Here is a 24,519-nt window from a genome sequence, read left to right as displayed (position 1 = left end):
CCGTCATGCCCTCACGCATACCCGAAGTCGTCCGAAAGGCGGCTTTCGCCCTGACTGTGTCCACGGCGCTGCTCGCCACCGCCTGTACCGGTGGGTCCGCCTCGACGGCGGAGGACGACGCGTCCGAGGAGACCACCCTCACCTTCTGGCACGCCTGGAGCGCGCCCGCCGAGGTGCGGGCCGTCAAGGACCTGGTCGCAGGCTTCGAGAAGGCGCATCCGAACATCCGGGTGAACGTCGTCGGCAACATGACCGACGACAAGATCAACCAGGCGCTGCGCGCGGGCGGCTCCAAGGCGCCCGACGTCGTCTCGTCGTTCACCACCAACAGCGTCGGCACGTTCTGCTCGTCCGGCGCCCTGGTCGACCTGAACCCCTTCTTCCAGAAGTCCGGCATCGACCCGCGGAAGACCTTCCCGAAGGCCATGAACGAGTACACCCAGTTCGAGGGCGACCGCTGCGCGGTGCCGCTGCTGGGCGACGCCTACGGCCTCTACTACAACAAGACCGCGTTCGAGAAGGCGGGCATCACCGCCCCGCCGAAGACCTGGTCCGAGTTCGAGACCGTCGCCAAGAAGCTGACGATCACCCAGGGCGACACCTACGAGCAGCTCGGCTTCATGCCGAACTACCACGGCTGGGAGACCACCACCGAGCACTACCTCGGCCAGTTCTCCCCGACCTACTTCGACCAGGACGGCAGGTCGACCATCGCCACCGACCCGGCCGTCGAGGCCGGCTTCACGCAGCAGAAGAAGCTGGTGGACGCGCTGGGCGGCTACCGGAAGCTGGAGAAGTACCGGGCCGGGCTCGGCGACGAGTGGGGCCCCAAGCACCCCTTCCACACCGGCCAGGTCGCCATGCAGCTCGACGGCGAGTGGCGCCTGGGCATGGCCCTGGACGCGAAGCCGGGCTTCGAGATCGGCGTCGCCCCGCTGCCCGTCCCCGACGACCAGGCCGACCAGTACGGCAAGGGCTACATCACCGGCACCATCGCGGGCATCGCCGCCACCAGCACCAAGCGGAACGCGGCCTGGGAACTGGTGAAGTACATGACCACCGACACCGACGCGGTCGTGAACTTCTCCAACGCCATCCACAACGTGCCCTCCACGCTGGCCGCGCTGAAGTCCCCGAAGCTGACGTACGACCCGCGCTTCAAGACCTTCCTGGAGATCGCGGCGAACCCGCACTCCACGACCGCCCCCGCGACCGTCAACGGCGGCGTCTACCTCGCCACGATCCAGCAGTTCGGCTACGACTACGAGAGCGGCAAGGTCAAGGACCTCAAGGCCGGCCTGCGCAGGACGGCCGCGCAGATCGACACGGACATCGCGCAGGCGAAGCAGCCGTGACCACGCGCACCCTGCGGGCGAAGCGCCGCCGGGCGGCGCTTCGCACCACCGCCTTCCTCTCGCCCTGGCTGATCGGCTTCGCGGTCTTCTTCGCCTACCCGCTGATCTCCACCGTCTACTTCTCGTTCATGCACTACGACGGCTTCCGGCCGCCGACGTGGACCGGGACGAAGAACTGGACGTACGTCTTCGCGCACTACCCCTACTTCTGGCCCGCCCTGCGCAACACCCTCTGGCTGGTCGTCGTCATGGTGACCCTGCGGGTCGCCTTCGGACTCGGCGTCGGGCTGCTCATCACAAAGGTCAAAACGGGTACCGGCGTCTTCCGCACCCTCTTCTACCTTCCCTATCTCGCCCCGCCGGTCGCCGCGACGATGGCCTTCGCCTTCCTCCTCAACCCCGGCACCGGCCCCGTCGACTCGCTCCTCGAAGGCATCGGCCTCCCCGCGCCCGGCTGGTTCAACGACCCCGGCTGGTCCAAGCCGGCGCTGACCCTGCTGGCCCTCTGGGGCGTCGGCGACCTCATGGTGATCTTCATGGCGGCGCTGCTCGACGTACCGAAGGAGCAGTACGAGGCGGCCGAGCTGGACGGGACCTCGGCGTGGCAGCGGTTCCGTTACGTGACCCTGCCGAACATCTCGCCCATCGTGATGTTCGCCGTCGTCACGGGCGTGATCCAGACGATGCAGTACTACACGCAGCCGCTCGTCGCCGGGAAGGTCGCCTCCGGTGTCATCCAGGGCGCGGGCACCCAGTTCGAGCCCGGCTACCCGGAGCGTTCGACGCTCACCCTCCCCCAGCTCGTCTACAACCTCGGCTTCCAGCGCTTCGACTACGGCTCGGCCTGTGTGGTGGCGCTGGTGCTGTTCGCCCTGTCCATGGCGTTCACCGCGTTGCTGATGCGGCGCCGGGGCGGACTCGTCCAGGCAGGTGACCGATGACCCAGCTCCTCGACCGGCCCACCGCGCCAGCGGCACCCGCCGCCTCGCCCGCCGAGCGCACGGCCCGCCGCAGGGCCCTGCTGGAGTGGATCGCGGTCCACTCCCTCGGCCTGGCCGCCGCCCTGTTCTTCACGCTCCCCTTCGTCTTCGTGTTCCTGACCTCGTTGATGAGCGACAGCCAGGCCCTCAGCCGGGACCTGGTCCCGGACACCTGGGAATGGGACAACTACCGCCAGGTCTTCGACACCCCCGGCTTCCTCACCTGGTGGCGGAACACCCTGCTCTACGCCGGCCTGGGCACCGCCTTGACGGTCGTGTCGTCGGTCCCGGTGGCGTACGCGCTCGCCAAGTTCCGCTTCCGGGGCCGCAATGCGGCGCTCATGCTGGTGATCTCGATGATGATGCTGCCGCCGCAGGTCGTCGTCATCCCGATGTACCTGTTCTGGGCGAGGCAACTGGACCTGTCGGGCACGCTGTGGCCGCTGATCGTCCCGATGGCGTTCGGCGACGCCTTCTCGATCTTCCTGCTGCGGCAGTTCCTCACCACCGTTCCGAACGAGTACGTGGACGCGGCGAGGGTGGACGGCTGCGGCGAACTGCGCACACTGCTGCGCGTGGTCCTGCCGATGGCGAAGCCCGGCATCGCCGCCGTCGCCCTCTTCCAGTTCTTCTACGCCTGGAACGACTACTTCGGCCCGCAGATCTACGCGTCGGACAACCCGGGCGCGTGGACCCTCAGTTACGGCCTGGAGTCCTTCAAGGGCGCGCACCACACCGACTGGAACCTCACCATGGCGGCGACCGTGCTGGTCATGGCCCCCGTGATCCTCGTGTTCTTCTTCGCGCAGAAGGCGTTCGTCGAGGGCGTCACCCTGACCGGAGTGAAGGGTTGAACCTCACATGAAACTCACCGTGGTCGGCGGAGGCTCGACCTACACGCCCGAACTCGTCGACGGCTTCGCGCGACTGAGAGGAAACCTGCCCCTGGAGGAACTGGTCCTCGTCGACCCGGCGGCCGACCGTCTGGAACGGGTCGGCGGCCTGGCCCGCCGTATCTTCGCCCGGCAGGGCCACCCCGGCCGGATCGTCACGACCGGCGACCTGGACGCCGCCGTGGACGGCGCCGACGCGGTCCTGATCCAGCTCCGTGTCGGCGGCCAGGCGGCCCGCGAACAGGACGAGACGTGGCCGCTGGAGTGCGGCTGCGTCGGCCAGGAGACCACCGGCGCGGGCGGTCTGGCCAAGGCGCTGCGGACGGTCCCGGTGGTCCTGGACATCGCCGAACGCGTCCGCCGCCGCAACCCCCGCGCCTGGATCGTCGACTTCACCAACCCCGTCGGCATCGTCACGCGCGCGTTGCTCCAGGCCGGCCACCGGGCGGTCGGGCTGTGCAACGTGGCGATCGGCTTCCAGCGCAGGTTCGCCGGGCTGCTGGACGTCTCCCCCGCCGACGTCCACCTCGACCACGTCGGCCTCAACCACCTCACCTGGGAGACCGGGGTGCGCCTGGGCGGCCCCGAGGGCGAGGACGTCCTGCCGCGGCTGCTGTCCGACCACGCCGACACCCTCGCCGCCGACCTCCACCTGCCCCGCCCCCTGCTGGACCGACTGGCCGTGGTCCCGTCGTACTACCTGCGCTACTACTACGCGCACGACGAGGTCGTAGGGGAACTGCGCACCAAGCCGTCACGGGCGGCCGAGGTCGCCGCGATGGAACGGCGGCTGCTGGAGATGTACGGCGATCCCGCCCTGGACGAGAAGCCGGAACTGCTCGCCAAGCGCGGCGGCGCCTACTACTCGGAGGCGGCCGTGGACCTGACGGCCGCGCTGCTGACCGGCTCGGGAAGCCCCTACCAGGTGGTCAACACCCGCAACAGCGGGACGTTTCCCTTCCTCCCCGACGACGCGGTGATCGAGGTGCAGGCCGCGGTCGGCCCGAAGGGCCCCTCCCCGCTGCCCGTACCGCCCCCGGACGCGCTGTTCGCGGGCCTGATGGCCAACGTCACCGCCTATGAGGACCTGGCCCTGCGGGCGGCGCTGCACGGCGGCCGCGACCACGTCTTCCGTGCCCTCCTCGCCCATCCCCTCGTCGGCCAGTACGCCTGCGCCGACACCCTGACCGACCAGCTGATCGCACACAACCGGGAGCACCTCGCGTGGGCCTGACGGCAAGCGTCCTCGCCATCGACGCGGGCAACAGCAAAACTGACGTGGCGGTCGTGGCGGCCGACGGGGAGGTCCTCGCCACGGCCCGCGGCGGCGGCTTCCGCCCGCCCACGGTCGGCGTCACGGCGGCCATGGACACCCTCGCCGAGACGGTGTCCCGCGCTCTGGCCGCCGCCGGCGCCCGCGAGGCCACGCACGTCTCGGCCTGCCTCGCCAACGCCGACCTCCCCGTGGAGGAGGAAAAGCTGGCGGCGGAGGTGCACGCGCGCGCGTGGGGCACGACGGTGGAGGTCCGCAACGACACCTTCGCGATCCTGCGGGCCGGGGTCACCGAACCCCGCGGCGTCGCCGTCGTCTGCGGCGCCGGCATCAACTGCGTCGGCATGCGCCCCGACGGGCGCACCGCCCGCTTCCCCGCGCTCGGCCGTATCTCCGGCGACTGGGGCGGCGGCTGGGGCCTGGCCGAGGAGGCCCTGTGGCACGCGGCCCGCGCGGAGGACGGCCGTGGCGTCCCGACCGCCCTGGCCCGCACCCTCCCGGCCCACTTCGGGCTGCCCTCCATGTACGCCCTCATCGAGGCACTGCACCTGGAAGACGTCCCCCCTGCCCGCCGCCATGAACTGACGCCCGTCCTGTTCACCACGGCGACCGCCGGCGACGCGGTCGCCGGGGCCGTCGTCGACCGCCTGGCCGAGGAGGTCGTGACGATGGCCGTGGTCGCCCTGACCCGCCTGGACCTGCTGGCGGAGGAGACCCCGGTCCTCCTGGGCGGCGGCGTCCTGACCGCCGGCCACCCCCGGCTCGACGACGGCGTACGGGAGCTGCTGGCGGACCGGGCGCCGAAGGCACGGGCCCGGGTGGTCCGGGAACGGCCGGTGCTGGGGGCGGCGTTGCTGGGACTGGACCGGGTGGGGGCGGACGCGACGGCGCGGGAGCGGACACGGGAGTTCTTCACCGGGTGACCGCGTCCGGGCCCCCGCCCGCCGTGGAACCGAACACACACCCACCGCGTATTCACCAGCGGGCGAACTGCGATCTGATCAAGATCCAGTGAAGCCCGGTGCGGAATGTCACTCCCGCCAGCAATACTTGCGGTGACACATGACCATGGGGGAGGTCAGAAGTAGTGGCACATCCGGTACCCGGCAGCACCGCGCCACCGCCCACGCGCCGCACGGCCTTCGCCGAGGGCGTCGACCAGGTGCGGGCCGCCGCGACGACGGAGCCGGGAAGGCTGCGGATCATCGGCGCCGTCCTCGCCCTCCTCGTCGTGGCGTTCGGCGCCGTCACCGCCTGGCAGACGTCCGACCGGGCGGCCGCCGCCGACGACGTCCTGCACAAGAGCCAGCCGCTGAGCACGGCCGCGGCCGACATCTACCGTTCGCTCGCCGACGCCAACACCGCCGCCTCCAGCGGCTTCCTCGCCGGAGGGCAGGAGACGGCCGAGTCGCGCAAGCGCTACGAGGACGACATCGACACGGCCGCCGCCAAACTCGTCCTCGCCGCGAACAACGCCGACCCCGACTCCCCCTCGACGGCCGCCATCACCAAGCTGAACAAGCTGCTGCCGGAGTACAAGGGCCTGGTGGAACGCGCCCGCACCTACAACCGGCAGGGCTTCCCGGTCGGCGGCGCCTATCTGCGGTACGCGAACCAGAAGATGCAGGACGAGATGCTCCCGGCGGCGGAGGACCTCTACAAGAAGGAGAACCAGCGCCTCCAGGACGACTACGCGGACGCCACGCCCTACCCGTGGGCGGCGATCGCGCTCGGCGTCCTCGCGCTGGCCGCGCTCGCCTGGGCGCAGCACCGCAACTACCGCCGTACGAACCGGGTGCTGAACCACGGTCTGGTGGCCGCCACGGCCGCGGCCACGGTGGTGCTGCTGTGGCTGGTCGTCGGTCACAGCGTGGCCCGCGCGGGGCTGAACGACTCCTACGACCACGGCGTGCGCTCGCTGAACGTCCTGCACGACGCCCGCATCGCCTCCCTGAAGGCCCGCGGCAACGAGAACCTGACCCTGGTGGCGCGCGGCGCCGAGACGGTGAAGGTGAACGCCGACGGGCAGGAGCTGACGGTCGACAAGTACGACCACGAGTTCACCACCGACATGGCGACCCTCGGCAAGGGCCTCGCGGTCGCGGCGAAGCTCGCCGACGACCAGGCCGGCGAGAAGCCGGTCGCGCGGGCCGAGGGCAACATGGCGGAGTGGCGGAAGCGGCACACCGCCGCCCGCGCGCAGGACGACAACGGCAACTACGAGCAGGCGCTGTCCCTGGTGATCGGCGGCAAGGGCGCGACGGGCGAGTGCTTCGACAGCGTCGACGCCAACCTGGCGAGCGCGCTGACGCACGAGCAGAACGAGTTCAGGCGGGCGGCCGGCGACGGGCTGGACGCGATGACCGGGCTGTCGCTCGGCGCGGCCGTCCTCGCCGTCCTGGGCGCGGCCGGCGCGGTCCTCGGCATCGGCCGCAGGCTGTCGGAGTACCGGTGAAAGGGGGCGTGACGATGCGTGCGCGACGGGTGCGGGCCGGTCTGAGGGGCTGGGGCGGCGTCGGTGCGATGGCGGTCGTCTGCGCCGTCGCGCTGGCCTTCGCGCTGCTGCTGCCGTGGACCCAGTCGCGGGGTGACGGCAGCACCGGTGTCGGCGGGCCGGGCGTCGCCGAGGGCCGCCGGGCGGCCGACCCGGCGTGCCGGGCGCCGGAGAAGCAGACCCTGGCGCCGTCGTCCGCGGACGGCCCGACGATCGCCGCGATCAAGGCCCGGCAGGGCGAGAAGCGCAAGCTGATCGTGGGCGTCGACCAGAACAGCTACCGCTGGGGCTACCGCAACCCCAACAACACCGGGGCCGAGCTGGAGGGCTTCGACATCGACCTGGTCCGCCGTATCGCCCAGGACATCCTCGGCGACCCGGACGCGGTGCAGTTCAAGGCCATCCCGACCAACCAGCGCATCCCGGCGATCCAGGAGGGCCGCGTCGACATGGTGGTGCGCACCATGACGATCACCTGCGACCGCATCAAGGACGTCGCGTTCTCCGCGCCGTACTTCAGGACCGGCCAGCAGGTCCTCGCCCCCAAGTCCTCCACGATCACCGGGTACGACGCCACGCTGGCGAAGAAGAAGATCTGCACGGCGGCCGGCTCCACCGCCAACACCCAGCTGACCGAGGACCGCAAGACCGGCAAGCTGCCCGCCGACACCGACCTGGGCACCACCGTCCCCAACCAGCTCGACTGCCTGGTGCGGTTGCAGCTCGGCGAGGTCGACGCGGTGGTCACCGACGGCGCGCTGGCGGCCAGCCAGGCCGCCCAGGACCCCACGGTCGAGCTCAAGGGCGCCCCGTTCACTGCCGAGTACTACGGAGTGGCGATGAAGAAGGACGCCGACGATCTGGTGCGCCGGGTCAACCAGATCCTGGTGGAGTACCGGGCCGGCGGCTGGCAGGCGTCGTACGACAAGTGGCTGTCGGCGACACTGGGGGTGAACGCGACGACGTCGAGGCCGCCGGCGCCGCAGTACCTGCGCACAAGTTGACGGACCGACGGACAGGCGGCGGACCGAGCGAGAGACCGACACAGCAGCGAGAGGTGATCGATGGGCGTCACGGGACCCCCCGGGCCGGTAATGGACCGGGACGAGGTGGACCGTGCGCTGGCGCGGCTCGGCCAGGAGCACGAGGCGATCGAGACCTCGCTGCTGGCCCTCCAGGACCACGCGGGCCGCAGACTCCTCGAAGGGGCCGAGCTCACCGGCGTCACCAAGGAACGCTGGACGGCCGCGGAGGCGTCGATCACGCTGCTGTGGGCGTACTTCGACGCGTACACGGACGCGTTGCGCGGCGCCCGTGAGATCCGCTCGCGCCACCGCTGGTCCAGCCGCGAGGACCTGGTGGAGCTGACGGAGCTGCTGCGCGGCGAGTCCGTCACCGTGGCCGGCGCGGCCCTGGCGGCGGCGCCCACGGCGCACGGCGCGGGCAGACTCAGCGAGAGCTTCTCGCTGACCGCCCTCGTCGACCGGATGAACGAGCTGTACGCGTCCTCGCTGGACATGGTCGTCGCCGCCGACGCGGTGTGGTCGGCGCTGCCCGCCCGGATCGATCTGCTGGCCGCGGAGCTCCAGCGCACCCGGCAGCTCGCGCACTCGGTGGGGGTCCGCCCGGGCGAGCACCCGGCCGGCGACGACCTGGAGCGCATCACGCGCACGCTGACCCGGCTGCGCGAGCAGGTGATCTCCGACCCGCTGGCGTTCTGGGTGCCCGCGCAGGGCAGTTCCGCCCCGGGCGGCGGCCGCCCGGACACCAACGTCTACGACCGCGAGGCACGCGCCCTGGAGGACGTACGGCGGGAGATCGACGCGGTGCTGACCGTCCGGCAGGACGCGGAGCAGCGGCTGGTGAGGCTGCGGGACGTGCTGTCGCGGGCGGACCGCACGCTCGCCGAGGCGCGTACCGCGCGCGGTGAGGTCCTCGCGAAGATCGCCGCCACGGAGGTGCCGGTGGTCAGCGGCCCGCCGACCGCGCTCCAGGAGCAGCTGGCGACGGCCGCCGAGTACCGCAGACAGGCCCAGTGGCACCGTCTGTCGCCGCTGCTGGAGTCCCTGGAGCAGAAGGCGGAGGACGAACTGCTGCGCGCCCGCGAGTCGTTGACCGCGGTCACCGCGCCGCTCGCGGTCCGCGCGGAGCTGCGCGGCCGGCTCGACGCGTACAAGGCGAAGGTCGCCCGGCACGGGCTGGCGGAGGACCCGTTCCTCATCGAGCGGTACGACGCCGCGCGCCGCATGCTGTGGAGCGCGCCCTGCGACCTGCGCGTCGCCGAACAGGCCGTCCTGCGCTACCAGCAGGCGGCCGCCGAGCTGCTCGCCGCGCCGCGCGTGCCCGAGCAGGGCGGTCCTCAGGACCACAGGGGGGAGTACGGGTCATGAGTCAGGCAGGACAGACGTGCCAGCGGCCGGGTTGTGACGGGTCGTACGAGGACGTGGGCGGCGGCGAGCTGTACTGCGACACCTGCGGCCTGGCCCCGGTCGTCTCGGCCGGGGGTCCCTCCTCCGGGGGAGGACTGGTCGGCTCGCCGCCCACCGGGGTGACCGGCGGCAGGGGCTCGGCGGGCAGCGCCAGTTCCCGCGCGAGCGCGCGCAGTTCCCGTACGTCGTCGCACTCGTCGAAGTCGCGCCGCTCGGTGTCCGGGCGGCTCTCGCGGTCGCTGTCGGGCAAGTCGACGGGCCGCTCGGTGTCGGTGCGCAGCTCCGGTTCCACGGCCGGCTCCTCCGGGCGCGTCCGGCTCGGCGTCGGGCTGGTGTCGGTGCCGCAGGTGCCGCGCCCCGACCCGCGCGCGATGGTGCTGGAGAACCCGGAGGTGCCCGAGCGCAAGCGGTACTGCTCGCGCTCCGACTGCGGTGCTCCGGTGGGCCGTTCGCGCGGTGAGCAGCCGGGCCGTACGGAGGGTTTCTGCACCAAGTGCGGCCACCCCTACTCCTTCGTCCCGAAGCTGAAGGCCGGCGACGTGGTGCACGGCCAGTACGAGGTCGTGGGCTGCCTGGCGCACGGCGGGCTCGGCTGGATCTACCTGGCGGTGGACCGGGCGGTGTCGGACCGGTGGGTGGTGCTGAAGGGCCTGCTGGACACCGGCGACCAGGATGCGATGGCGGCGGCGATCTCCGAGCGGCGGTTCCTCGCCGAGATCGAGCACGCCAACATCGTGCGGATCTACAACTTCGTCGAACACCTCGACCAGCGCACCGGCTCCCTCGACGGTTACATCGTCATGGAGTACGTCGGCGGCAAGTCCCTCAAGGAGATCGCCAACGCCCGCCGCACACCGCAGGGCAAGCGGGACCCGCTGCCGGTGGAACAGGCCTGCGCGTACGGCATCGAGGCCCTGGAGGCGCTCGGTCATCTGCACAGCCGCAACCTGCTGTACTGCGACTTCAAGGTCGACAACGCGATCCAGACCGAGGACCAGCTGAAGCTGATCGACATGGGCGCGGTGCGCAGGCTGGACGACGACGAGTCGGCCATCTACGGCACCGTCGGCTACCAGGCGCCGGAGGTCGCCGAGGTCGGCCCGTCGGTCGCCTCCGACCTGTACACGGTGGGTCGGACGCTGGCGGTGCTGACGTTCGACTTCCAGGGCTACACGACCGTCTACGCCGACTCGCTGCCCGACCCGGACTCCATCGAGGTCTTCCGCCAGTACGAGTCCTTCTACCGGCTGCTGGTCCGCGCCACCGACCCCGACCCGGCCCGCCGGTTCGCCTCCGCGCAGGAGATGGCGGAGCAGCTGACGGGCGTGCTGCGCGAGGTCGTCTCGGTGCAGACCGGACGGCCCCGCCCGTCGCTGTCGACGCTGTTCGGGCCGGAGGTGAAGGTCACGGACACGGAGCTGTTCCCGAAGCTCGACGGGGAGGTGTCGCGGCTGGGGGCGCGCGCGGTGACCGGCCGGGCGGCCGCCGCCGGGGCCGGTGCTCCGCCCGCGCTGCCCGGTGGGCTCGTCAAGCCCGTCGACGCCTCTGCCGCCGCCCTGGCGCTGCCCGTCCCGCACGTCGACCCGGCCGACCCCAACGCCGGTTTCCTCGCCGGTCTGCTGGCCTCCGCGCCCGCCGAGCTGATCACGGCCCTCACGGCCGCGCCGTCGCCCTCGGTGGAGACCCGGCTGCGGCAGGTCCGCGCCCGCCTGGAGAACGGCGACTCCACGGCCGCGCTGACGTCGCTGTCGGCGCTGGAGGACGAACGGCCCGACGACTGGCGGGTGGTGTGGTACCGGGGCCTGGCCTGCCTGGTCACCGGTGACCACGAGGGCTCCGCGCTCGCCTTCGACGCGATCTACGACGCCTTCCCGGGCGAGCCCACGCCCAAGCTCGCGCTCGGCCTGTGCGCGGAGGTGCTCGGGCAGCTGGACAACGCCGCCGAGTACTACCGGCTGGTGTGGTCGACCGACCCGAGCTATGTGAGCGCCGCGTTCGGCCTGGCCCGCGTACAGCTCGCGGCCGGCGACCGCGGAAGTGCCGTACGGACGCTGGAGTCGGTGCCGGAGTCCTCCATCCACTACACGGCCGCCCGGGTCGCGGCCGTCCGCGCCCGGCTGCGGCAGCGGACGGCGGCCGCCGCCGACGTACCCTTCCTGGAGGACCTGACCGCCGCCGCGGCACAGGTCGAGGCGCTGGAGGCGTACGGGCTGGATCCCACGCGGCGCGAGCAGCTGTCCGCGGAGGTCCTCGGCTCGGCCCTGGACTGGATACTCTCCGGTGGCGGGCGCGCCGGGCCCGACGGCCGCCGGGTGCTGCTCGGCAGCGACCTGGACGAGCGGGGGCTCCGCTTCGGCCTGGAGCGTTCGTACCGCACGCTGGCCCGGCTGGCGACCGGCGGTGAGGAGAGGATCGACCTGGTGGAACGTGCCAATCGTTACCGCCCCCGGACGTGGGTGTAGTTGATGTCCCAGATGCCCCGGCAGGCCGCCCTGCCGACCTGTCCGAGCTGCGCGGAGCCGCTGGAGGCGGCCGACCGTTTCTGCGGCGCGTGCGGCTACGACCTGTCCGCCGTGCCGCCGCGCCCGGACGACCTGCCGACCCTGACGATGAACCGGGCGCCGGGAGGCGGTGTGCCCCCGCAGGGCGGGCAGCCGATGCCTCCGGGCGTGCCGCTGCCGCCCGGGGTCGCCCCGCCGCCGGGGGCCGTGCCGCCGCCCGGCGTTCCGCTGCCGCCGTCCGCCGCGCCCCAGGTGCCCGCGGCCGGTTCCGTGCCGCCCGTACCGCCGACCGGCCCGGTGCCGCCCGGCAGCCCGGCGCCGCCCGCCGCCCCGGTCCCCCCGCCGCCCGTCGCGCCGCCGCCCGTCGCGTCGGCGGACGGTGCCGCCGGGGTGCGGTTCGACCGGCCGGCGGAGCCCGAGGAGTACCCCTTGCAGGCGCCCGACCCCCGGCTGGCCGCCGAGGCCGCGGCGGTCGTCGAGACCGGCAAGGTGTGTGTGGCCTGCCGTGCCGGGCGGGTCGACGACGACGGCTACTGCGAGAACTGCGGGCACGCCCAGCCGCGTGAACGCGACCACATGGAGCGCGAGTCGGGCCCGGTGGCCGCCGTCAGCGACCGCGGCCTGCGCCACCACCGCAACGAGGACGCGTTCGGCATCGGTCACACCACGCTGCCCGACGGCTCCCCCGCGCTGGTGGCGATCGTCTGCGACGGCGTGTCCTCCGCGACCCGCCCCGACGACGCCTCGCTCGCCGCGTCCCGGGCGGCCAGCGAGTCGCTGCTGACCGCCCTGCCCCAGGGCGTCCATCCGCAACAGGCCATGCACGACGCGATCATCGCCGCCTCGCACGCGGTCAACGCGCTCGCCGAGGAACCGGCCACCGCCCTCGAGCAGGCCCCGCACCAGAACGCGCCCGCCTGCACCCTGGTCGGCGCGGTCGTCACCGCCGGCCTGCTGGTGGTCGGCTGGGTCGGCGACAGCCGCGTCTACTGGGTGCCGGCGGACCGCGGTTCACCCCCGGCCCGGCTCACCGAGGACGACTCCTGGGCCGCGCAGATGGTCGCCGCCGGCCTGATGAACGAGGCGGAGGCCTACGCCGACGAACGCGCCCACGCGATCACCGGCTGGCTCGGCGCCGACGCCTACGAACTGGATCCGCACACCGCCGCGTTCAAGCCGGACCGGCCGGGCGCGGTCGTGGTGTGCACCGACGGCCTGTGGAACTACGCGGAGGCCGCCGAGGAGATGGCCGAGGCGGTCCCCCTGGACGCCGCCGTACGCCCGCTGCACGGCGCCCGGGTCCTCGTCGGGCACGCCCTGGACGGCGGCGGGCACGACAACGTAACAGTGGCCGTCCTGCCGTTCCCGGCCCCCGCGCAGGGGGCAGGATCGGCCTGAGGCGTACAGAGCGGGGACACCTCACCGGACCGGAGGGGACCGGTCCGGCCACTGTCAGCACCCACCGCCCGGTGGGTTCCGTAGGGGGATCTGAGTAGGCATGGCCAATTTCTCGAAGTCGAACGTGCCGCAGTTCTCGGTGGACGTCTACCAGAACGAGTACCTGCCGGAAGGCGGCCGAGAGGTCAACGCGATCGTGACGGTCACCGCCACCGGAGGCGGCACCATCGGCAGCGCCGTCGCGGCGCCGCACGTGTACTCGCCGGGGCAGGGCCCCTCCGCGGCCGTGGCGATCATGGTCGACTGCTCCGGCTCGATGGACTACCCGCCGACGAAGATGCGCAACGCCCGGGACGCCACGGCCGCCGCCGTCGACACCCTGCGCGACGGTGTGCACTTCGCGGTGATCGGCGGCACGCACGTGGCCAAGGAGGTCTACCCGGGCGGCGGGCGCCTCGCGGTCGCCGACGCCACCACCCGCGCCCAGGCCAAGGAGGCCCTGCGCCGGCTCAGCGCGGGCGGCGGCACGGCGATCGGCACCTGGCTGCGGCTGGCCGACCGGCTGCTGTCCACCGCCGACGTCGCCATCCGGCACGGCATCCTGCTCACCGACGGCCGCAACGAGCACGAGTCGCCACAGGACTTGAAGGCCGCCCTGGACTCCTGCGCGGGCCGCTTCACCTGCGACGCCCGTGGCGTGGGCACCGACTGGGAAGTGAAAGAAGTCACAGGGATCGCCTCCGCCCTGCTCGGCACCGCCGACATCGTCGCCGACCCGGCCGGGCTCGCCGCCGACTTCACGCAGATGATGGAAACGGCCATGGGCAAGGAGGTCGCGGACGTCGCCCTCAGACTCTGGACCCCGGTCGGCACCACCATCAAGTTCGTGAAGCAAGTCGCCCCCACGGTGGAGGAGTTGACCGGCCGGCGCACCGAGTCCGGCCCGCGCTCCGGCGACTACCCCACCGGTTCCTGGGGCGACGAGTCCCGCGACTACCACGTGTGCGTCGAGGTCCCGGCCGCGAGCGTGGGCCAGGAGATGCTGGCGGCCCGCGTCTCCCTGGTGATCCCGCAGTCCGACGGGAGCGTGCGGAACCTGGGCGCGCAGGGCCTGGTGCGGGCCGTGTGGACCGACGACATGGCCGCCTCGACCTCGATCAACCCGCAGGTCGCGCACTACACGGGACAGGCGGAGCTGGCCCAGGTGATCCAGCAGGGGCTGGACCTCCGCAAAGTGGGCGATATGGACGGAGCGACGGCCAAACTCGGTCGGGCCGTCCAACTGGCCAGCGCCTCCGGCAACGCCGATACTGCGAAACTGCTTGCGAAGGTGGTGGACGTGGTCGATGCCACGACAGGTACTGTGCGACTGAAGGCGAAGGTCGCCGAGGCCGACGAAATGACCCTCGAGACCCGGTCCACAAAGACAGTTCGTGTAAAGAAGTGACCTGGTAGGCCACGCAAGGACCCCCGTGGGTCAGGCAAGGACCCTAGTGGGACACGGAAGGAAAGGGGGACGCGCCGACATGCCGACCTGCCCGAACGGACACCAGTCGGGTTCCGACGACTGGTGCGAGGTCTGCGGTCACCGCATGGCCGGTGCCGTACCGCCGCCGCCCCCTCCCCCGCCGCCGCCCACGGCCGGCGGGGGCGGGTACGGGTTCCCGCCTCCCCCGCCCGGCCCCGGCGGCCGTCCCGACGGCCGTCACCTGTCGGCGGTACCGAACGCCGAGCCGGAGCTGTGCCCGCAGTGCCGTACGCCCCGGGAGGGCGGCGCGCCGTTCTGCGAGGAGTGCCGGTGGAACTTCCTGACGAACACGGCGACCTCGTACACGCCGGCCGCACCGCGCCCGCCGGCGCCGGGGCAGGGGCCGGGCTCCGGTGGGCCTGGCGGGCCCGGTGGGCCGGGAGCGGGTCCGGGTGGGCGGTTCCAGCCGCCGCCCCCGTCGTTCGGCGGCGGTGACTCCTTCGAGTACCAGAGCAGCCGTCCGTCCCAGGTGAATCGTCCCGCCGAGCCCATTCCGCCGGGTCCGCCCGGGCCGCCGTTCGGCGGGGATCCGTCGCGACCGGGTGGTCCCGGCGGTCCGGGTGGCCCCGGCGGCCCTGGTGCTCCCGGTCGTCCCGGGGGTCCCGGTGGTCCTGGTGGCGTGCCCGGTGGGCCCGGTGGCCCTGGTGGCCCTGGTGGTGGTCCCGGCGCGGGCGCGTTCGGGGACCCCTTCCGTCGTGAGCCGTCGGGGGCGCCCGGCGACCCCTTCGGGCGTGAGCCGTCGGGGCCCGGCGGCCGTCCTCCCGGCCCGCCCGCGCCGCCCGGACCCGGTGGTCATGGCGGTCCGGGTGGTCCCGGCGGTCCTTCGGGCCCGCCCGGGTTCGGTGGCGACCCCTCACGGCCGGTCCCGCCGCCTCCCGGCCCGCACGGCGGCCCGGGAGGACCGGGTGGTCCCGGCGGTCACGCCGGCCCCGGCGGTCCTGGTGGTCACGGCGGTCCTGGTGGTCCCGGCGGCCACGCCGGCCCCGGTGGTCCCGGTGGTCACGGCGGTCCTGGTGCTCCGCAGGCCTTCCAGCCGTCCGCTCCCCCGGCCCCTCCCGGCTTCCCGCAGGAGACCGGCCGTCCGCAGCCCGGTGGTCCCCCCGGCCGCTCCGGCCCGGCCTTCGGCGGGGGTGACGACGACTGGGTGATCTCCCCGCCGTCGCACCACGCCCCGGGCGGTCCTGGCGCGCCCGGCGGTCACGGTGGCCCCGGCGGTCACGGGGGCCCCGGCGGTCATGGGGGCCCCGGTGGCCCCGGTGGCGCGCAGGGCGGCGGCTACGGCTACCCGCAGCCCGGTGCCACGCAGGCGCCGCCCCCGCCCGGCCCGGCGTTCCCGCAGCAGCCGGCGACCTGGACGGCGACGATAGGCCCGGACCGCGAGTACTTCATGGCGATGATGCATCGCTCCGGCCCCGAGGCCGCGGGCCTGAACCTGCCCGCGTACTCACCGGAGCAGCAGCGCACGCTGACCGGGAACCAGATCACCATCGGCCGCCGTCGCCACTCCACCGGCGAGACCCCCGACATCGACCTGTCGGTGCCGCCGGAGGACCCGGGCGTCTCGCACCAGCACGCGGTGCTGGTGCAGCAGCCGGACGGCAGCTGGGCGGTCGTCGACCAGAACTCGACGAACGGCACGACGGTCAACGGCTCGGACGAGCCGATCCAGCCCTTCGTGCCCGTACCGCTGCAGGACGGCGACCGGGTCCACGTCGGCGCGTGGACGACGATCACCATCCGCCGGGGCTGACGGGGCCCGACGCGTCAGGGCGAGTGGCCGGACGATCCCGGCAGGGGCCAGGTGTACGGCCCCTCCGGTTCGTCCAGCCACGCCCACGCCTGCTCGCCGACGACCGTGACGCCGTACCGCTCCCGCCCGGGCCTGCCCTCGCGCTCCCACAGGGCGTGGGCCTCCTGCGGGTCGAGGCTCGCCCGGGTCAGGGCCAGCAGGAACTGGAACCGGTCGCTCCCTCTGGCCCGCTGCGGTACGCCGCCCAGTGCCACCGGCTCCGGCGCGGGCCGGTCGGACCCGCGCAGCGGCACGAAGAAGGCCGGGGTGTGCAGGAAGTGCCCCTCGGCGTGCCCGGCGTCCCGGACCGTGAGCGCCACCAGGCCGGTGGCCAGCGGGGTCAGAACCCGGCCGCCCGGACGGCACTGAGCGAGCCAGGCGGGCGGGACCGACGGCAGCCGGCAGGTCGCGAGGATCCGGTCGAAGGGCGCGCGCTCGGGCACCCCGCGCGCCCCGTCCCCCGTGACGACGGCGGGGTGGTAGCCGGCGTCGGCGAGATGCCGGCGGGCGGACTCGGTGATCTCCGGGTCCAGGTCGACGGTGGTGACCCGCTCGTCCCCCAGCCGGTACGCCAGCAGCGCCGCGTTGTAGCCCGTGCCGGCGCCGATCTCCAGCACCCGGCTGTCCTCCTCCACCCGCAGCTCGGCCAGCATCAGGGCCATCAGTGAGGGCTGGCTGCTGGAGGAGAGCAGTTCGCCGTCGCGCAGCCGGGTGGCCAGCGGAGCGTCCTCGTACGCGCCGCGCACCCAGAGCTCACGGACGCGCGGGTCGGGGCTCTCGCCCCAGCGCCGCTCGTAGCCGTGCGGGCCGGCGACGTAGTAGTACGGCACGAAGAGATGGCGCGGGACGTTGGCGAACGCCTCCTTCCACCCCGGATCGGCGGCGAAGGCACCGCTCTCCTCGATCTCGCGCACCAGAGCCGCCCGCTCCGCGGCGGCGAGCTCCTCCAGTTCCTTGTCGAGCGCGTGGGGATCCATGCGTCCACTGTGCGGCGCGGGACCGCGGGAAGCGAGCGGCCTCGCGCGGTGGCGGGGATCCGGTGTCGGGGGTCCTAAGTCCTGGGACCTCGGTCCTGGCGTCTGAGACCATGGGGGGCGTGAAAGAGATTCGGCGCGGCACGCTTCAGACGCAGACCTTCTACGAGCAGGTCGGCGGGGAGGAGACCTTCCGTCGGCTGGTCCACCGTTTCTACGAGGGAGTCGCCGAGGACCCGATCCTGCGGCCCATGTACCCCGAGGAGGACCTCGGCCCGGCGGAGGAGCGGCTGGTGCTGTTCCTGATGCAGTACTGGGGCGGTCCGACGACGTACAGCGACAACCGCGGCCATCCCCGGCTGCGGATGCGGCACGCCCCGTTCACCGTGAACCGTGAGGCGCACGACGCCTGGCTGAGGCACATGCGGGACGCGGTCGACGAGCTGGGCCTGTCCGAGGAGCACGAGCGGACGCTGTGGGACTACCTGACGTACGCGGCGGCGTCGATGGTGAACACCGCGGACTGACCACCGCGGACCGACTGCTGCGGACCGAACACCACGAACCGAACACCGCCGGTCGGGAGCGTCGGGGCCGGGCGCTCAGCGCACGCTGAGGTCCAGCCCCCCGAGCCCGGCCCGTCGTACGGCGATCGAGCCGTAGGGGGTGCGCAGCCGCAGCCAGGCCCCGGAGGAGAACAGTCCGGCCGCCTGTTGCCGGGGCGCGTCCGCGGCCGGCCGCAGGAAGCCCAGGGACTGGGCCGCGTGCACGGCCCGGACGGGCAGTCCGGTGGTGCCGACGGTCCGGGACCAGATCTCGCGCCCGATCCGGTCGAGTTCCGCCCGGGTACGGCCCTCGGGCGCCAGCTCCTCCGTACGGCGGCGGAATTCCGCGACCGCCGCGCCGACCAGCGCGCTCAGCGCGTCCGGTGCGGGCAGGCCGGCCTCCGGTCGCCAGCCGCCGCGCGGCGGCAGCACGCCCGCCCACGGCGGCCCGGTGACCGCGGCGGGCACGACGGCCGTCGCCGCCGTCTCGTCCACGCCCTCCAGCAGCTCGCCCGCGGACACGGTGACGTCCAGCAGGGCGTCGAGCCCCTCCTCGTACGGCTTGGCGAGGCGTACGGCGCGGATCGCCAGGACCTCGAAGGACGGCGGCCGTCCGAAGACGGCCAGCGCGGTGCCGGCCGCCTGCAACCGGACCGCCGCTCCACGGTCGTAGTGGAGCAGCCGAGCGAGGAAGGCCACGAGGTCCGCCGCCTCCCCCTCGTCGGCGAGGTGGAGCACCGTCATGCGGCGACGGCCTCCTTGTCGTCGTCCCCGTACTCCTCCAGGAACGCCCGCTCCTCGCCGGTGAGGCGCCGCGGCCGCTGCGCCTCGAAGTCGAACGGCACTATCACCGTCGACGCCCGGACGTAGACCTGGTCGCCGTCCTTCACCTCGTAGGCGATGGTGAAGGAGGCGGCCCGTATCTCCGTGACCCACAGCTCGATGTCCACGGGCGTGTGCCGGTGGACGAGCTGCCGCTTGTAGTCGATCTCATGGCGCGCCACCACGGACCCCTGCTTGAAGTCCTTCTCCGGACGGAACAGGAAGTTGATCCGCGCCTCCTCCAGGTAGCGGAGGAAGACCACGTTGTTGACGTGGCCGTACGCGTCCATGTCCGCCCAGCGCAGCGGGCAGCGGTAGATGTGCCGCAAGATCGATCAGCCCCGGGTCAGCTTCTTGTAGGTGGCGCGGTGCGGACGGGCGGCGTCCGGCCCGAGCCGCTCGATCTTGTTCTTCTCGTACGACTCGAAGTTGCCCTCGAACCAGAACCACTTGGAGTCGCCCTCGTAGGCGAGGATGTGCGTGGCGACGCGGTCGAGGAACCACCGGTCGTGGGAGACGACGACGGCGCAGCCCGGGAACTCCAGCAGCGCGTTCTCCAGGCTGCTGAGGGTCTCGACGTCGAGGTCGTTGGTCGGCTCGTCGAGGAGCAGCAGGTTTCCGCCCTGCTTGAGGGTGAGCGCGAGGTTCAGGCGGTTGCGCTCACCGCCGGAGAGGATGCCGGCCGGCTTCTGCTGGTCCGGGCCCTTGAAGCCGAAGGCGGAGACGTAGGCCCGCGACGGCATCTCGACCTGGCCCACGTTGATGTAGTCCAGCTCGTCCGAGACGACGGCCCACAGCGTCTTCTTCGGGTCGATGTTCTCGCGGCTCTGGTCGACGTACGAGATCTTGACGGTGTCGCCGACCTTGATGGAGCCGGAGTCGGGCTCCTCGAGCCCCTGGATCATCTTGAAGAGGGTGGTCTTGCCGGCGCCGTTGGGGCCGATGACACCGACGATGCCGTTGCGCGGCAGCGTGAAGGAGAGGTCGTCGATCAGGACCTTGTCACCGAAGGCCTTGTTGAGGTTGTTGACCTCGACGACGACGTTGCCCAGGCGCGGGCCCGGCGGGATCTGGATCTCCTCGAAGTCCAGCTTCCGCATCTTCTCGGCCTCGGCGGCCATCTCCTCGTACCGGGCGAGACGCGCCTTGGACTTGGCCTGACGCCCCTTGGCGTTCGACCGCACCCACTCCAGCTCTTCCTTGAGCCGCTTCTGGCGCTTGGCGTCCTTCTGGCCCTCGACCTTGAGGCGGGCGGCCTTGGTCTCCAGGTACGTGGAGTAGTTGCCCTCGTAGCCGATGGCGCGGCCGCGGTCGAGTTCGAGGATCCACCCGGCGACGTTGTCCAGGAAGTACCGGTCGTGGGTGATGGCCACGACGGTGCCCGCGTACTGGGCGAGGTGCTGCTCCAGCCAGTTCACGGACTCGGCGTCGAGGTGGTTGGTGGGCTCGTCGAGGAGCAGCAGGTCGGGCGCCTCCAGCAGCAGCTTGCACAGCGCGACGCGGCGCTTCTCACCACCGGAGAGGTTGGTGACGGGCCAGTCGCCGGGCGGGCAGCCGAGGGCGTCCATGGCCTGCTCGAGCTGGGCGTCGAGGTCCCACGCGTTCGCGTGGTCGAGCTCCTCCTGGAGCTTGCCCATCTCGTCGAGCAGCGCGTCGGAGTAGTCGGTGGCCATCAGCTCGGCGATCTCGTTGAACCGGTCGAGCTTGCCCTTGACCTCGGCGACACCCTCCTGGACGTTCTCCAGGACGGTCTTCTCCTCGTTCAGCGGCGGCTCCTGGAGCAGGATGCCCACGCTGTAACCGGGCGACAGGAACGCGTCACCGTTCGACGGCTGCTCGATGCCCGCCATGATCTTCAGAACGGTCGACTTACCGGCACCGTTCGGGCCGACCACACCGATCTTCGCGCCGGGCAGGAAGTTCAGCGAGACGTCGTCAAGGATCACCTTGTCGCCGTGTGCCTTGCGCGTCTTGCGCATGGTGTAGATGTACTCAGCCAAGAGAAACCGTCCGGCAGCTTGAAATCTGGCAGTGGGCAGATACAGCCCATCTTGCCGGACGGCCACCCCTGGGGGGAAACCCGTTGGGGCAGGGGGCTGTGACCTGGGGTTTCCTGGCTGGCGGCTGGTGCGGGCCGGTCGCCGTCGGTCGCTGTCGAGTGACTTCGCCCACCTTCACCCGGCCCGCAGACGACCCGGAGTCGATCACCGCGGTCCGGCGGCGCACCCGGGACTCCATCGATGACGCACTCCTCGGACGGGGTGCGCGAGAAGCGCGGCCGCCCCCGCGCCGGCGCCTCCGTGGAGGTCGGTGCGCCGCTCGGGCCGAGCCTTGTCGGTGTCTATACACAAGGACTACCGTGACCCCGATGCGTACTCGGGAGAAATTAGCAGTCAGCCGGTCCGGGAAAGTCAGGGACATATACGAACTGCCGACCGGCGGGGACAATCCGGCAGCCAGTGGAAAACTCGCTCTTGTGGCCACGGACCGGATGTCCGCGTCCGATGTGGTGCTCGGTGACTCCATTCCCGGGAAAGGGCTCGTCGTCACCGCGTTGACCTGTTTCTGGCTGCGGATGATGGACGATTCGGTACCTCATCACCTTGTGGCGTGGCGGGCCTCGGAGCTTCCGGTCGATGTGGCGCATCGGGCGGGGCGGGCGATGGTCGTCGAGAAGCTCGACATGGTTCCGCTGGAGTGTGTGGTCCGGGGTTATCTGACCGGCTCGGCTTGGCAGGAGTATCAGGAGACCGGGCGGGTCGCGGGGCGCGGGATGCCCGAGGGGATGGTCCTGGGATCCCGGCTTCCGGAGCCTCTTTTCACGCCCGCGATCAAGCGGACCGTCGGACCCGACGAGAACGTGTCCGAGGAGACCGCCGCGCGGATCGTGGGCCGGCCCCTCCTTGACACGCTGAGGGAGTCCAGCCTGGACGTCTACCGGCGGGCGGCGCGGTTCGCCGAGGCCCGGGGGCTGCTGATCGCCGACACGAAGTTCGAGTTCGGGATCGACACGGACGGAAACGTGGTGCTCGCCGACGAGGTCCTCACGCCCGACTCGAGCCGCTTCTGGCTGGCGGACACCTGGCGGCCGGGCAGTCGGCCCCACGCGTTCGACCGGTCCCGGATAAAGCAGTGGCTCGGTTCCCAGGGCTGGCGGCCCTCCGATCCCGTCCCGCCGATACCGCGGGGGATCATCGACGAGACGTCGGCGTTGTACCGGGAGGTCCACGAGCGCCTCACGGGGAATTCCCTGGAGGAATGGGTGCGGACGGCCCGGGGGGAGGTCGGCTCGCAGTGGAACCACGCGGGGTGATTTTCGATTTCGACGGCGTGATCCTCGACACGGAAGTCGTGTTGTTCCGGTCGTGGATCGCCCTGTACGAGAGATACGGGTCCGCTCCGCCCTCGCTCGGCGAATGGGTACGGGGAATCGGGTCGCACGAGCGGCCCGATCCGATGGCGCGGCTTGTCGAGCTGACCGAGGGCGCCATCGATGCCGAGGAAGCCCATCACTGGCGCGTGGAGCGCAGCAGGGAGATGCTGCGCGGCGAAAGCGCCCTTCCCGGGGTGGAGGCGTGGCTGAGTACCGCCAAGGACCTGGGACTGGCCGTCGGAATCGCGTCGAACTCCTCCCAGGAGTGGGTGGAGCGCAATCTCCGTCGGCTCGGTCTGCTGAGGCATTTCGACGCGCTGTCCTGTTTCGGCCCGGGACTTCTCGGCAAGCCCTCTCCCGACCTGTACGTGAACGCTTGTCGCCTTCTCGGGATCGACGCCGCGGAGGCCGTTGCCGTCGAGGACTCCCCCAGCGGTGTGGCCGCCGCGAGGGCGGCCGGTGTCTTCTGCGTCGCGGTGCCCAACGAGCTCACCGCTCATGTCGATCTGACGGCGGCCGACCTCGTCGTCCCCTCGCTGGCCGCGCTGCCGCTGAGGGACCTCGTGACGTCGTGGAGCGACCGGTCCGCCGCCGTGGCGGGCGCGTCGGTCCCCCGGAGCGTGTGACGGGCGTGGAGGGGCGGCGGTCGCGCCCCTCCCGTCCGCTCAGTCGCGCGCGCCGTGCTCCTTGCGTCCCAGCAGCAGCAGTGCCGCTCCGCCGATCACGACCAGGCCGATCGCCGTGCCGGCGATGAGCGGGGTGGCGTTGGAGCCGCCCGTCGCGGCGAGGTTGGTGTCGGTGGGGGCCGTGCCGCCGACCGTGGCGGGGCTCGGCTCGGCGAGGGTCTGGGTGGTCAGGCCCGTCGTCTCGGCGGCCTGGGTCTTGCAGTCGAGGACGCCGGCGAAGCGGCTGTCGAGGCCCTGCGGGCCGTCGATCGTGAAGTCGTAGGCCTGGTCTTCCTGGAGCGGGATCGTCACCGTCCGGGACGCGCCGGCCGGGATGCTGTGCTCCAGGCCCATCAGCTCGAAGGTGAAGGGCGCGTCGCCCCGGTTGGCCGCGGTGATGTCCACGCCCGACTTGACGCAGTCCTTCACCGCCGACAGCGCCGGTGCGGCGCCCGTCACGGCCCAGGTCGCGGTCGCCGTCGCGGACACCGTCGACTCGCTGGAGCCGGCGAGGATCTGCGTCTGGCTGCGGCTGTCGGAGGTGAAGGCACGGCCCACGGGGACGGTCGTCGAGGCCTGGACGGTCAGCTCCGCCGATCCGGCGGCGGCGCCGGCGGGCACGTCGAAGAACAGCCGGCTGCCGTCGCGCGCGGACGTGACGTCCCTGCCGTCCTCGCCGACGATCCGCACCCCGCTGCTGGCGGCGTCCAGCGGCGGCGAGACCGTGACCGCGCTCGCGTCGGTGTGCACCGTCACCGGGCCGAGCAGCTCGCCGGGGCGGCCGGAGACCGCCGATCCGGTGAGGCTGAGCGAGGCACCGGGCTCCGCCACGTCACGGGCGGCCTTCTGGAGGTGGTCCGCGAGCCGCTCGGCCTGCGGGTCGACGGCTTCGACGTCCGCGCCGTCCGAGTAGCGCCAGATGGCGACCTGCGTGCCGGCCGCCGCGTCCTGCTCGGTGAGGCCGCCGCCCTTGATGCCGGCCTTCTTCGCCAGTGCGGCCAGGTCGTTGACCTGCGGGTAGGAGTTCTGCAGGATCCAACGGATGCGGCCCGCGTCCTTGTTGACGCCCAGTGAGGTACCGCTCCACGGCGTCTCGCGGTACCTGGCGTCCTTCTGCGTGGGGGTGTGCAGGTCGACGCAGTAGGTCTGCAGCGTGCCGCCGCCCTCGACGGACATCTCGAACAGGCCCGCCGAGATCTCCTGGTCCCCGCTCTCGGCGTGGATCACGGCGGCGCCGTACGTCTTGAGGCCGCCTATCGTCGCCGTCGCGCCTCCCTGATCCCGCGCCGTACCGTCGGCAACGGCCGGGCTCGCGGTGGCGACGACGCCCACGACGACGAGCCCGGACACCAGCGCCCCGGCGGCGAGGCGGGCCGCCCCTCGCCTGCGCGCGAACGACGCGGAGAACGAAGAAATCACGCAATTCCCCTTCGAGCAGGACCGGTTGACGTGGGGGGTACGGTCCCACCAGCAGAATCAGAAGCCCCGTGAGCCACGTTC

General features: G+C 72.3%; 20 protein-coding genes. 15 read left to right on the top strand and 5 right to left on the bottom strand.

From position 1 onward, the window contains the following. Nucleotides 1-5: 5 nt before the first annotated feature. The 12 genes from ALMP_RS10240 (at nucleotide 6) to ALMP_RS10185 (ending at nucleotide 16,601) form a co-directional block, all read left to right on the top strand. A complete protein-coding gene (locus tag ALMP_RS10240; RefSeq protein ID WP_264926069.1) occupies nucleotides 6-1,355 on the top strand; it encodes an ABC transporter substrate-binding protein in 1,350 nt (449 codons plus the stop codon). Next, complete coding sequence (locus tag ALMP_RS10235; RefSeq protein ID WP_264926068.1) at nucleotides 1,352-2,296, top strand: carbohydrate ABC transporter permease; 945 nt, start codon at nucleotides 1,352-1,354, stop codon at nucleotides 2,294-2,296. Before ALMP_RS10240 ends, ALMP_RS10235 begins: the two co-directional genes overlap by 4 nt. Continuing rightward, nucleotides 2,293-3,189 carry a carbohydrate ABC transporter permease gene (locus tag ALMP_RS10230; RefSeq protein ID WP_264926067.1) on the top strand — a complete coding sequence of 299 codons (897 nt, stop codon included), beginning with the start codon at nucleotides 2,293-2,295 and terminating at the stop codon, nucleotides 3,187-3,189. Before ALMP_RS10235 ends, ALMP_RS10230 begins: the two co-directional genes overlap by 4 nt. Nucleotides 3,190-3,196: 7 nt before the next feature. Further along, on the top strand, nucleotides 3,197-4,462 hold the full coding sequence (locus ALMP_RS10225) for a 6-phospho-beta-glucosidase (protein ID WP_264926065.1): 1,266 nt from the start codon (nucleotides 3,197-3,199) through the stop codon (nucleotides 4,460-4,462). After that, nucleotides 4,453-5,424: an N-acetylglucosamine kinase gene (locus tag ALMP_RS10220; RefSeq protein ID WP_264926063.1), complete on the top strand. Its 972-nt coding sequence runs from the start codon at nucleotides 4,453-4,455 to the stop codon at nucleotides 5,422-5,424. The genes ALMP_RS10225 and ALMP_RS10220 overlap by 10 nt, the downstream gene beginning before the upstream one ends. A gap of 164 nt (nucleotides 5,425-5,588) precedes the next feature. Further along, nucleotides 5,589-6,956 carry a hypothetical protein gene (locus tag ALMP_RS10215; protein WP_264926061.1) on the top strand — a complete coding sequence of 456 codons (1,368 nt, stop codon included), beginning with the start codon at nucleotides 5,589-5,591 and terminating at the stop codon, nucleotides 6,954-6,956. 14 nt (nucleotides 6,957-6,970) lie between these two features. Further along, the gene (locus ALMP_RS10210) at nucleotides 6,971-7,999 is read left to right on the top strand and encodes a glutamate ABC transporter substrate-binding protein (protein ID WP_264926059.1); all 1,029 of its coding nucleotides are present in this window, start codon (nucleotides 6,971-6,973) and stop codon (nucleotides 7,997-7,999) included. A 60-nt stretch (nucleotides 8,000-8,059) separates the two neighbouring features. Continuing rightward, nucleotides 8,060-9,385: a hypothetical protein gene (locus ALMP_RS10205; RefSeq protein ID WP_264926057.1), complete on the top strand. Its 1,326-nt coding sequence runs from the start codon at nucleotides 8,060-8,062 to the stop codon at nucleotides 9,383-9,385. Continuing rightward, nucleotides 9,382-11,886 carry a serine/threonine-protein kinase gene (locus tag ALMP_RS10200; RefSeq protein ID WP_264926055.1) on the top strand — a complete coding sequence of 835 codons (2,505 nt, stop codon included), beginning with the start codon at nucleotides 9,382-9,384 and terminating at the stop codon, nucleotides 11,884-11,886. The genes ALMP_RS10205 and ALMP_RS10200 overlap by 4 nt, the downstream gene beginning before the upstream one ends. A 3-nt stretch (nucleotides 11,887-11,889) precedes the next feature. After that, nucleotides 11,890-13,323: a PP2C family serine/threonine-protein phosphatase gene (locus tag ALMP_RS10195; RefSeq protein ID WP_264926051.1), complete on the top strand. Its 1,434-nt coding sequence runs from the start codon at nucleotides 11,890-11,892 to the stop codon at nucleotides 13,321-13,323. A gap of 100 nt (nucleotides 13,324-13,423) precedes the next feature. Continuing rightward, on the top strand, nucleotides 13,424-14,770 hold the full coding sequence (locus ALMP_RS10190) for a VWA domain-containing protein (RefSeq protein ID WP_264926049.1): 1,347 nt from the start codon (nucleotides 13,424-13,426) through the stop codon (nucleotides 14,768-14,770). Between the two features lie 79 nt (nucleotides 14,771-14,849). After that, on the top strand, nucleotides 14,850-16,601 hold the full coding sequence (locus ALMP_RS10185) for an FHA domain-containing protein (RefSeq protein WP_264926047.1): 1,752 nt from the start codon (nucleotides 14,850-14,852) through the stop codon (nucleotides 16,599-16,601). Nucleotides 16,602-16,615: 14 nt separating this feature from the next. On the opposite strand, the gene ALMP_RS10180 is transcribed toward ALMP_RS10185, so the two are convergent. Further along, the gene (locus ALMP_RS10180; protein WP_264926045.1) at nucleotides 16,616-17,617 is read right to left on the bottom strand and encodes a methyltransferase domain-containing protein; all 1,002 of its coding nucleotides are present in this window, start codon (nucleotides 17,615-17,617) and stop codon (nucleotides 16,616-16,618) included. Between the two features lie 110 nt (nucleotides 17,618-17,727). Between ALMP_RS10180 and ALMP_RS10175 the strand changes: the two genes are divergently transcribed. Next, nucleotides 17,728-18,141, top strand: coding sequence for a globin (locus ALMP_RS10175; RefSeq protein ID WP_264926043.1), 414 nt, complete (start codon nucleotides 17,728-17,730; stop codon nucleotides 18,139-18,141). 75 nt (nucleotides 18,142-18,216) lie between these two features. Here the strand turns inward: ALMP_RS10175 and ALMP_RS10170 are convergent, their stop codons facing one another. From ALMP_RS10170 to ettA, 3 genes are read right to left on the bottom strand one after another with little or no spacing between them, the layout of a single operon-like run. Next, nucleotides 18,217-18,903 (bottom strand): hypothetical protein, encoded by a 687-nt coding sequence (locus ALMP_RS10170; protein WP_264926042.1) that lies wholly within the window; start codon nucleotides 18,901-18,903, stop codon nucleotides 18,217-18,219. Next, on the bottom strand, nucleotides 18,900-19,310 hold the full coding sequence (locus tag ALMP_RS10165) for a thioesterase family protein (protein ID WP_264926040.1): 411 nt from the start codon (nucleotides 19,308-19,310) through the stop codon (nucleotides 18,900-18,902). The genes ALMP_RS10170 and ALMP_RS10165 overlap by 4 nt, the downstream gene beginning before the upstream one ends. Before the next feature lie 6 nt (nucleotides 19,311-19,316). Further along, nucleotides 19,317-20,981 carry an energy-dependent translational throttle protein EttA gene (gene ettA, locus ALMP_RS10160; RefSeq protein WP_264926039.1) on the bottom strand — a complete coding sequence of 555 codons (1,665 nt, stop codon included), beginning with the start codon at nucleotides 20,979-20,981 and terminating at the stop codon, nucleotides 19,317-19,319. Between the two features lie 368 nt (nucleotides 20,982-21,349). Between ettA and ALMP_RS10155 the strand changes: the two genes are divergently transcribed. Both ALMP_RS10155 and ALMP_RS10150 read left to right on the top strand, forming a co-directional pair. Further along, on the top strand, nucleotides 21,350-22,294 hold the full coding sequence (locus ALMP_RS10155; protein WP_264926038.1) for a phosphoribosylaminoimidazolesuccinocarboxamide synthase: 945 nt from the start codon (nucleotides 21,350-21,352) through the stop codon (nucleotides 22,292-22,294). Further along, complete coding sequence (locus ALMP_RS10150; RefSeq protein WP_264926036.1) at nucleotides 22,276-22,980, top strand: HAD family phosphatase; 705 nt, start codon at nucleotides 22,276-22,278, stop codon at nucleotides 22,978-22,980. Before ALMP_RS10155 ends, ALMP_RS10150 begins: the two co-directional genes overlap by 19 nt. Nucleotides 22,981-23,019: 39 nt before the next feature. On the opposite strand, the gene ALMP_RS10145 is transcribed toward ALMP_RS10150, so the two are convergent. Then, nucleotides 23,020-24,438, bottom strand: a complete 1,419-nt coding sequence (locus tag ALMP_RS10145; RefSeq protein ID WP_264926034.1) for a TQXA domain-containing protein — start codon at nucleotides 24,436-24,438, stop codon at nucleotides 23,020-23,022. Nucleotides 24,439-24,519: the final 81 nt, after the last annotated feature.

Source organism: Streptomyces sp. A012304, assembly GCF_026008495.1.
GTDB lineage: Bacteria > Actinomycetota > Actinomycetes > Streptomycetales > Streptomycetaceae > Streptomyces.
The sequence above is the reverse complement of the archived record's forward strand: the minus strand, read 5'-3'. Positions and strand labels throughout refer to the sequence as shown.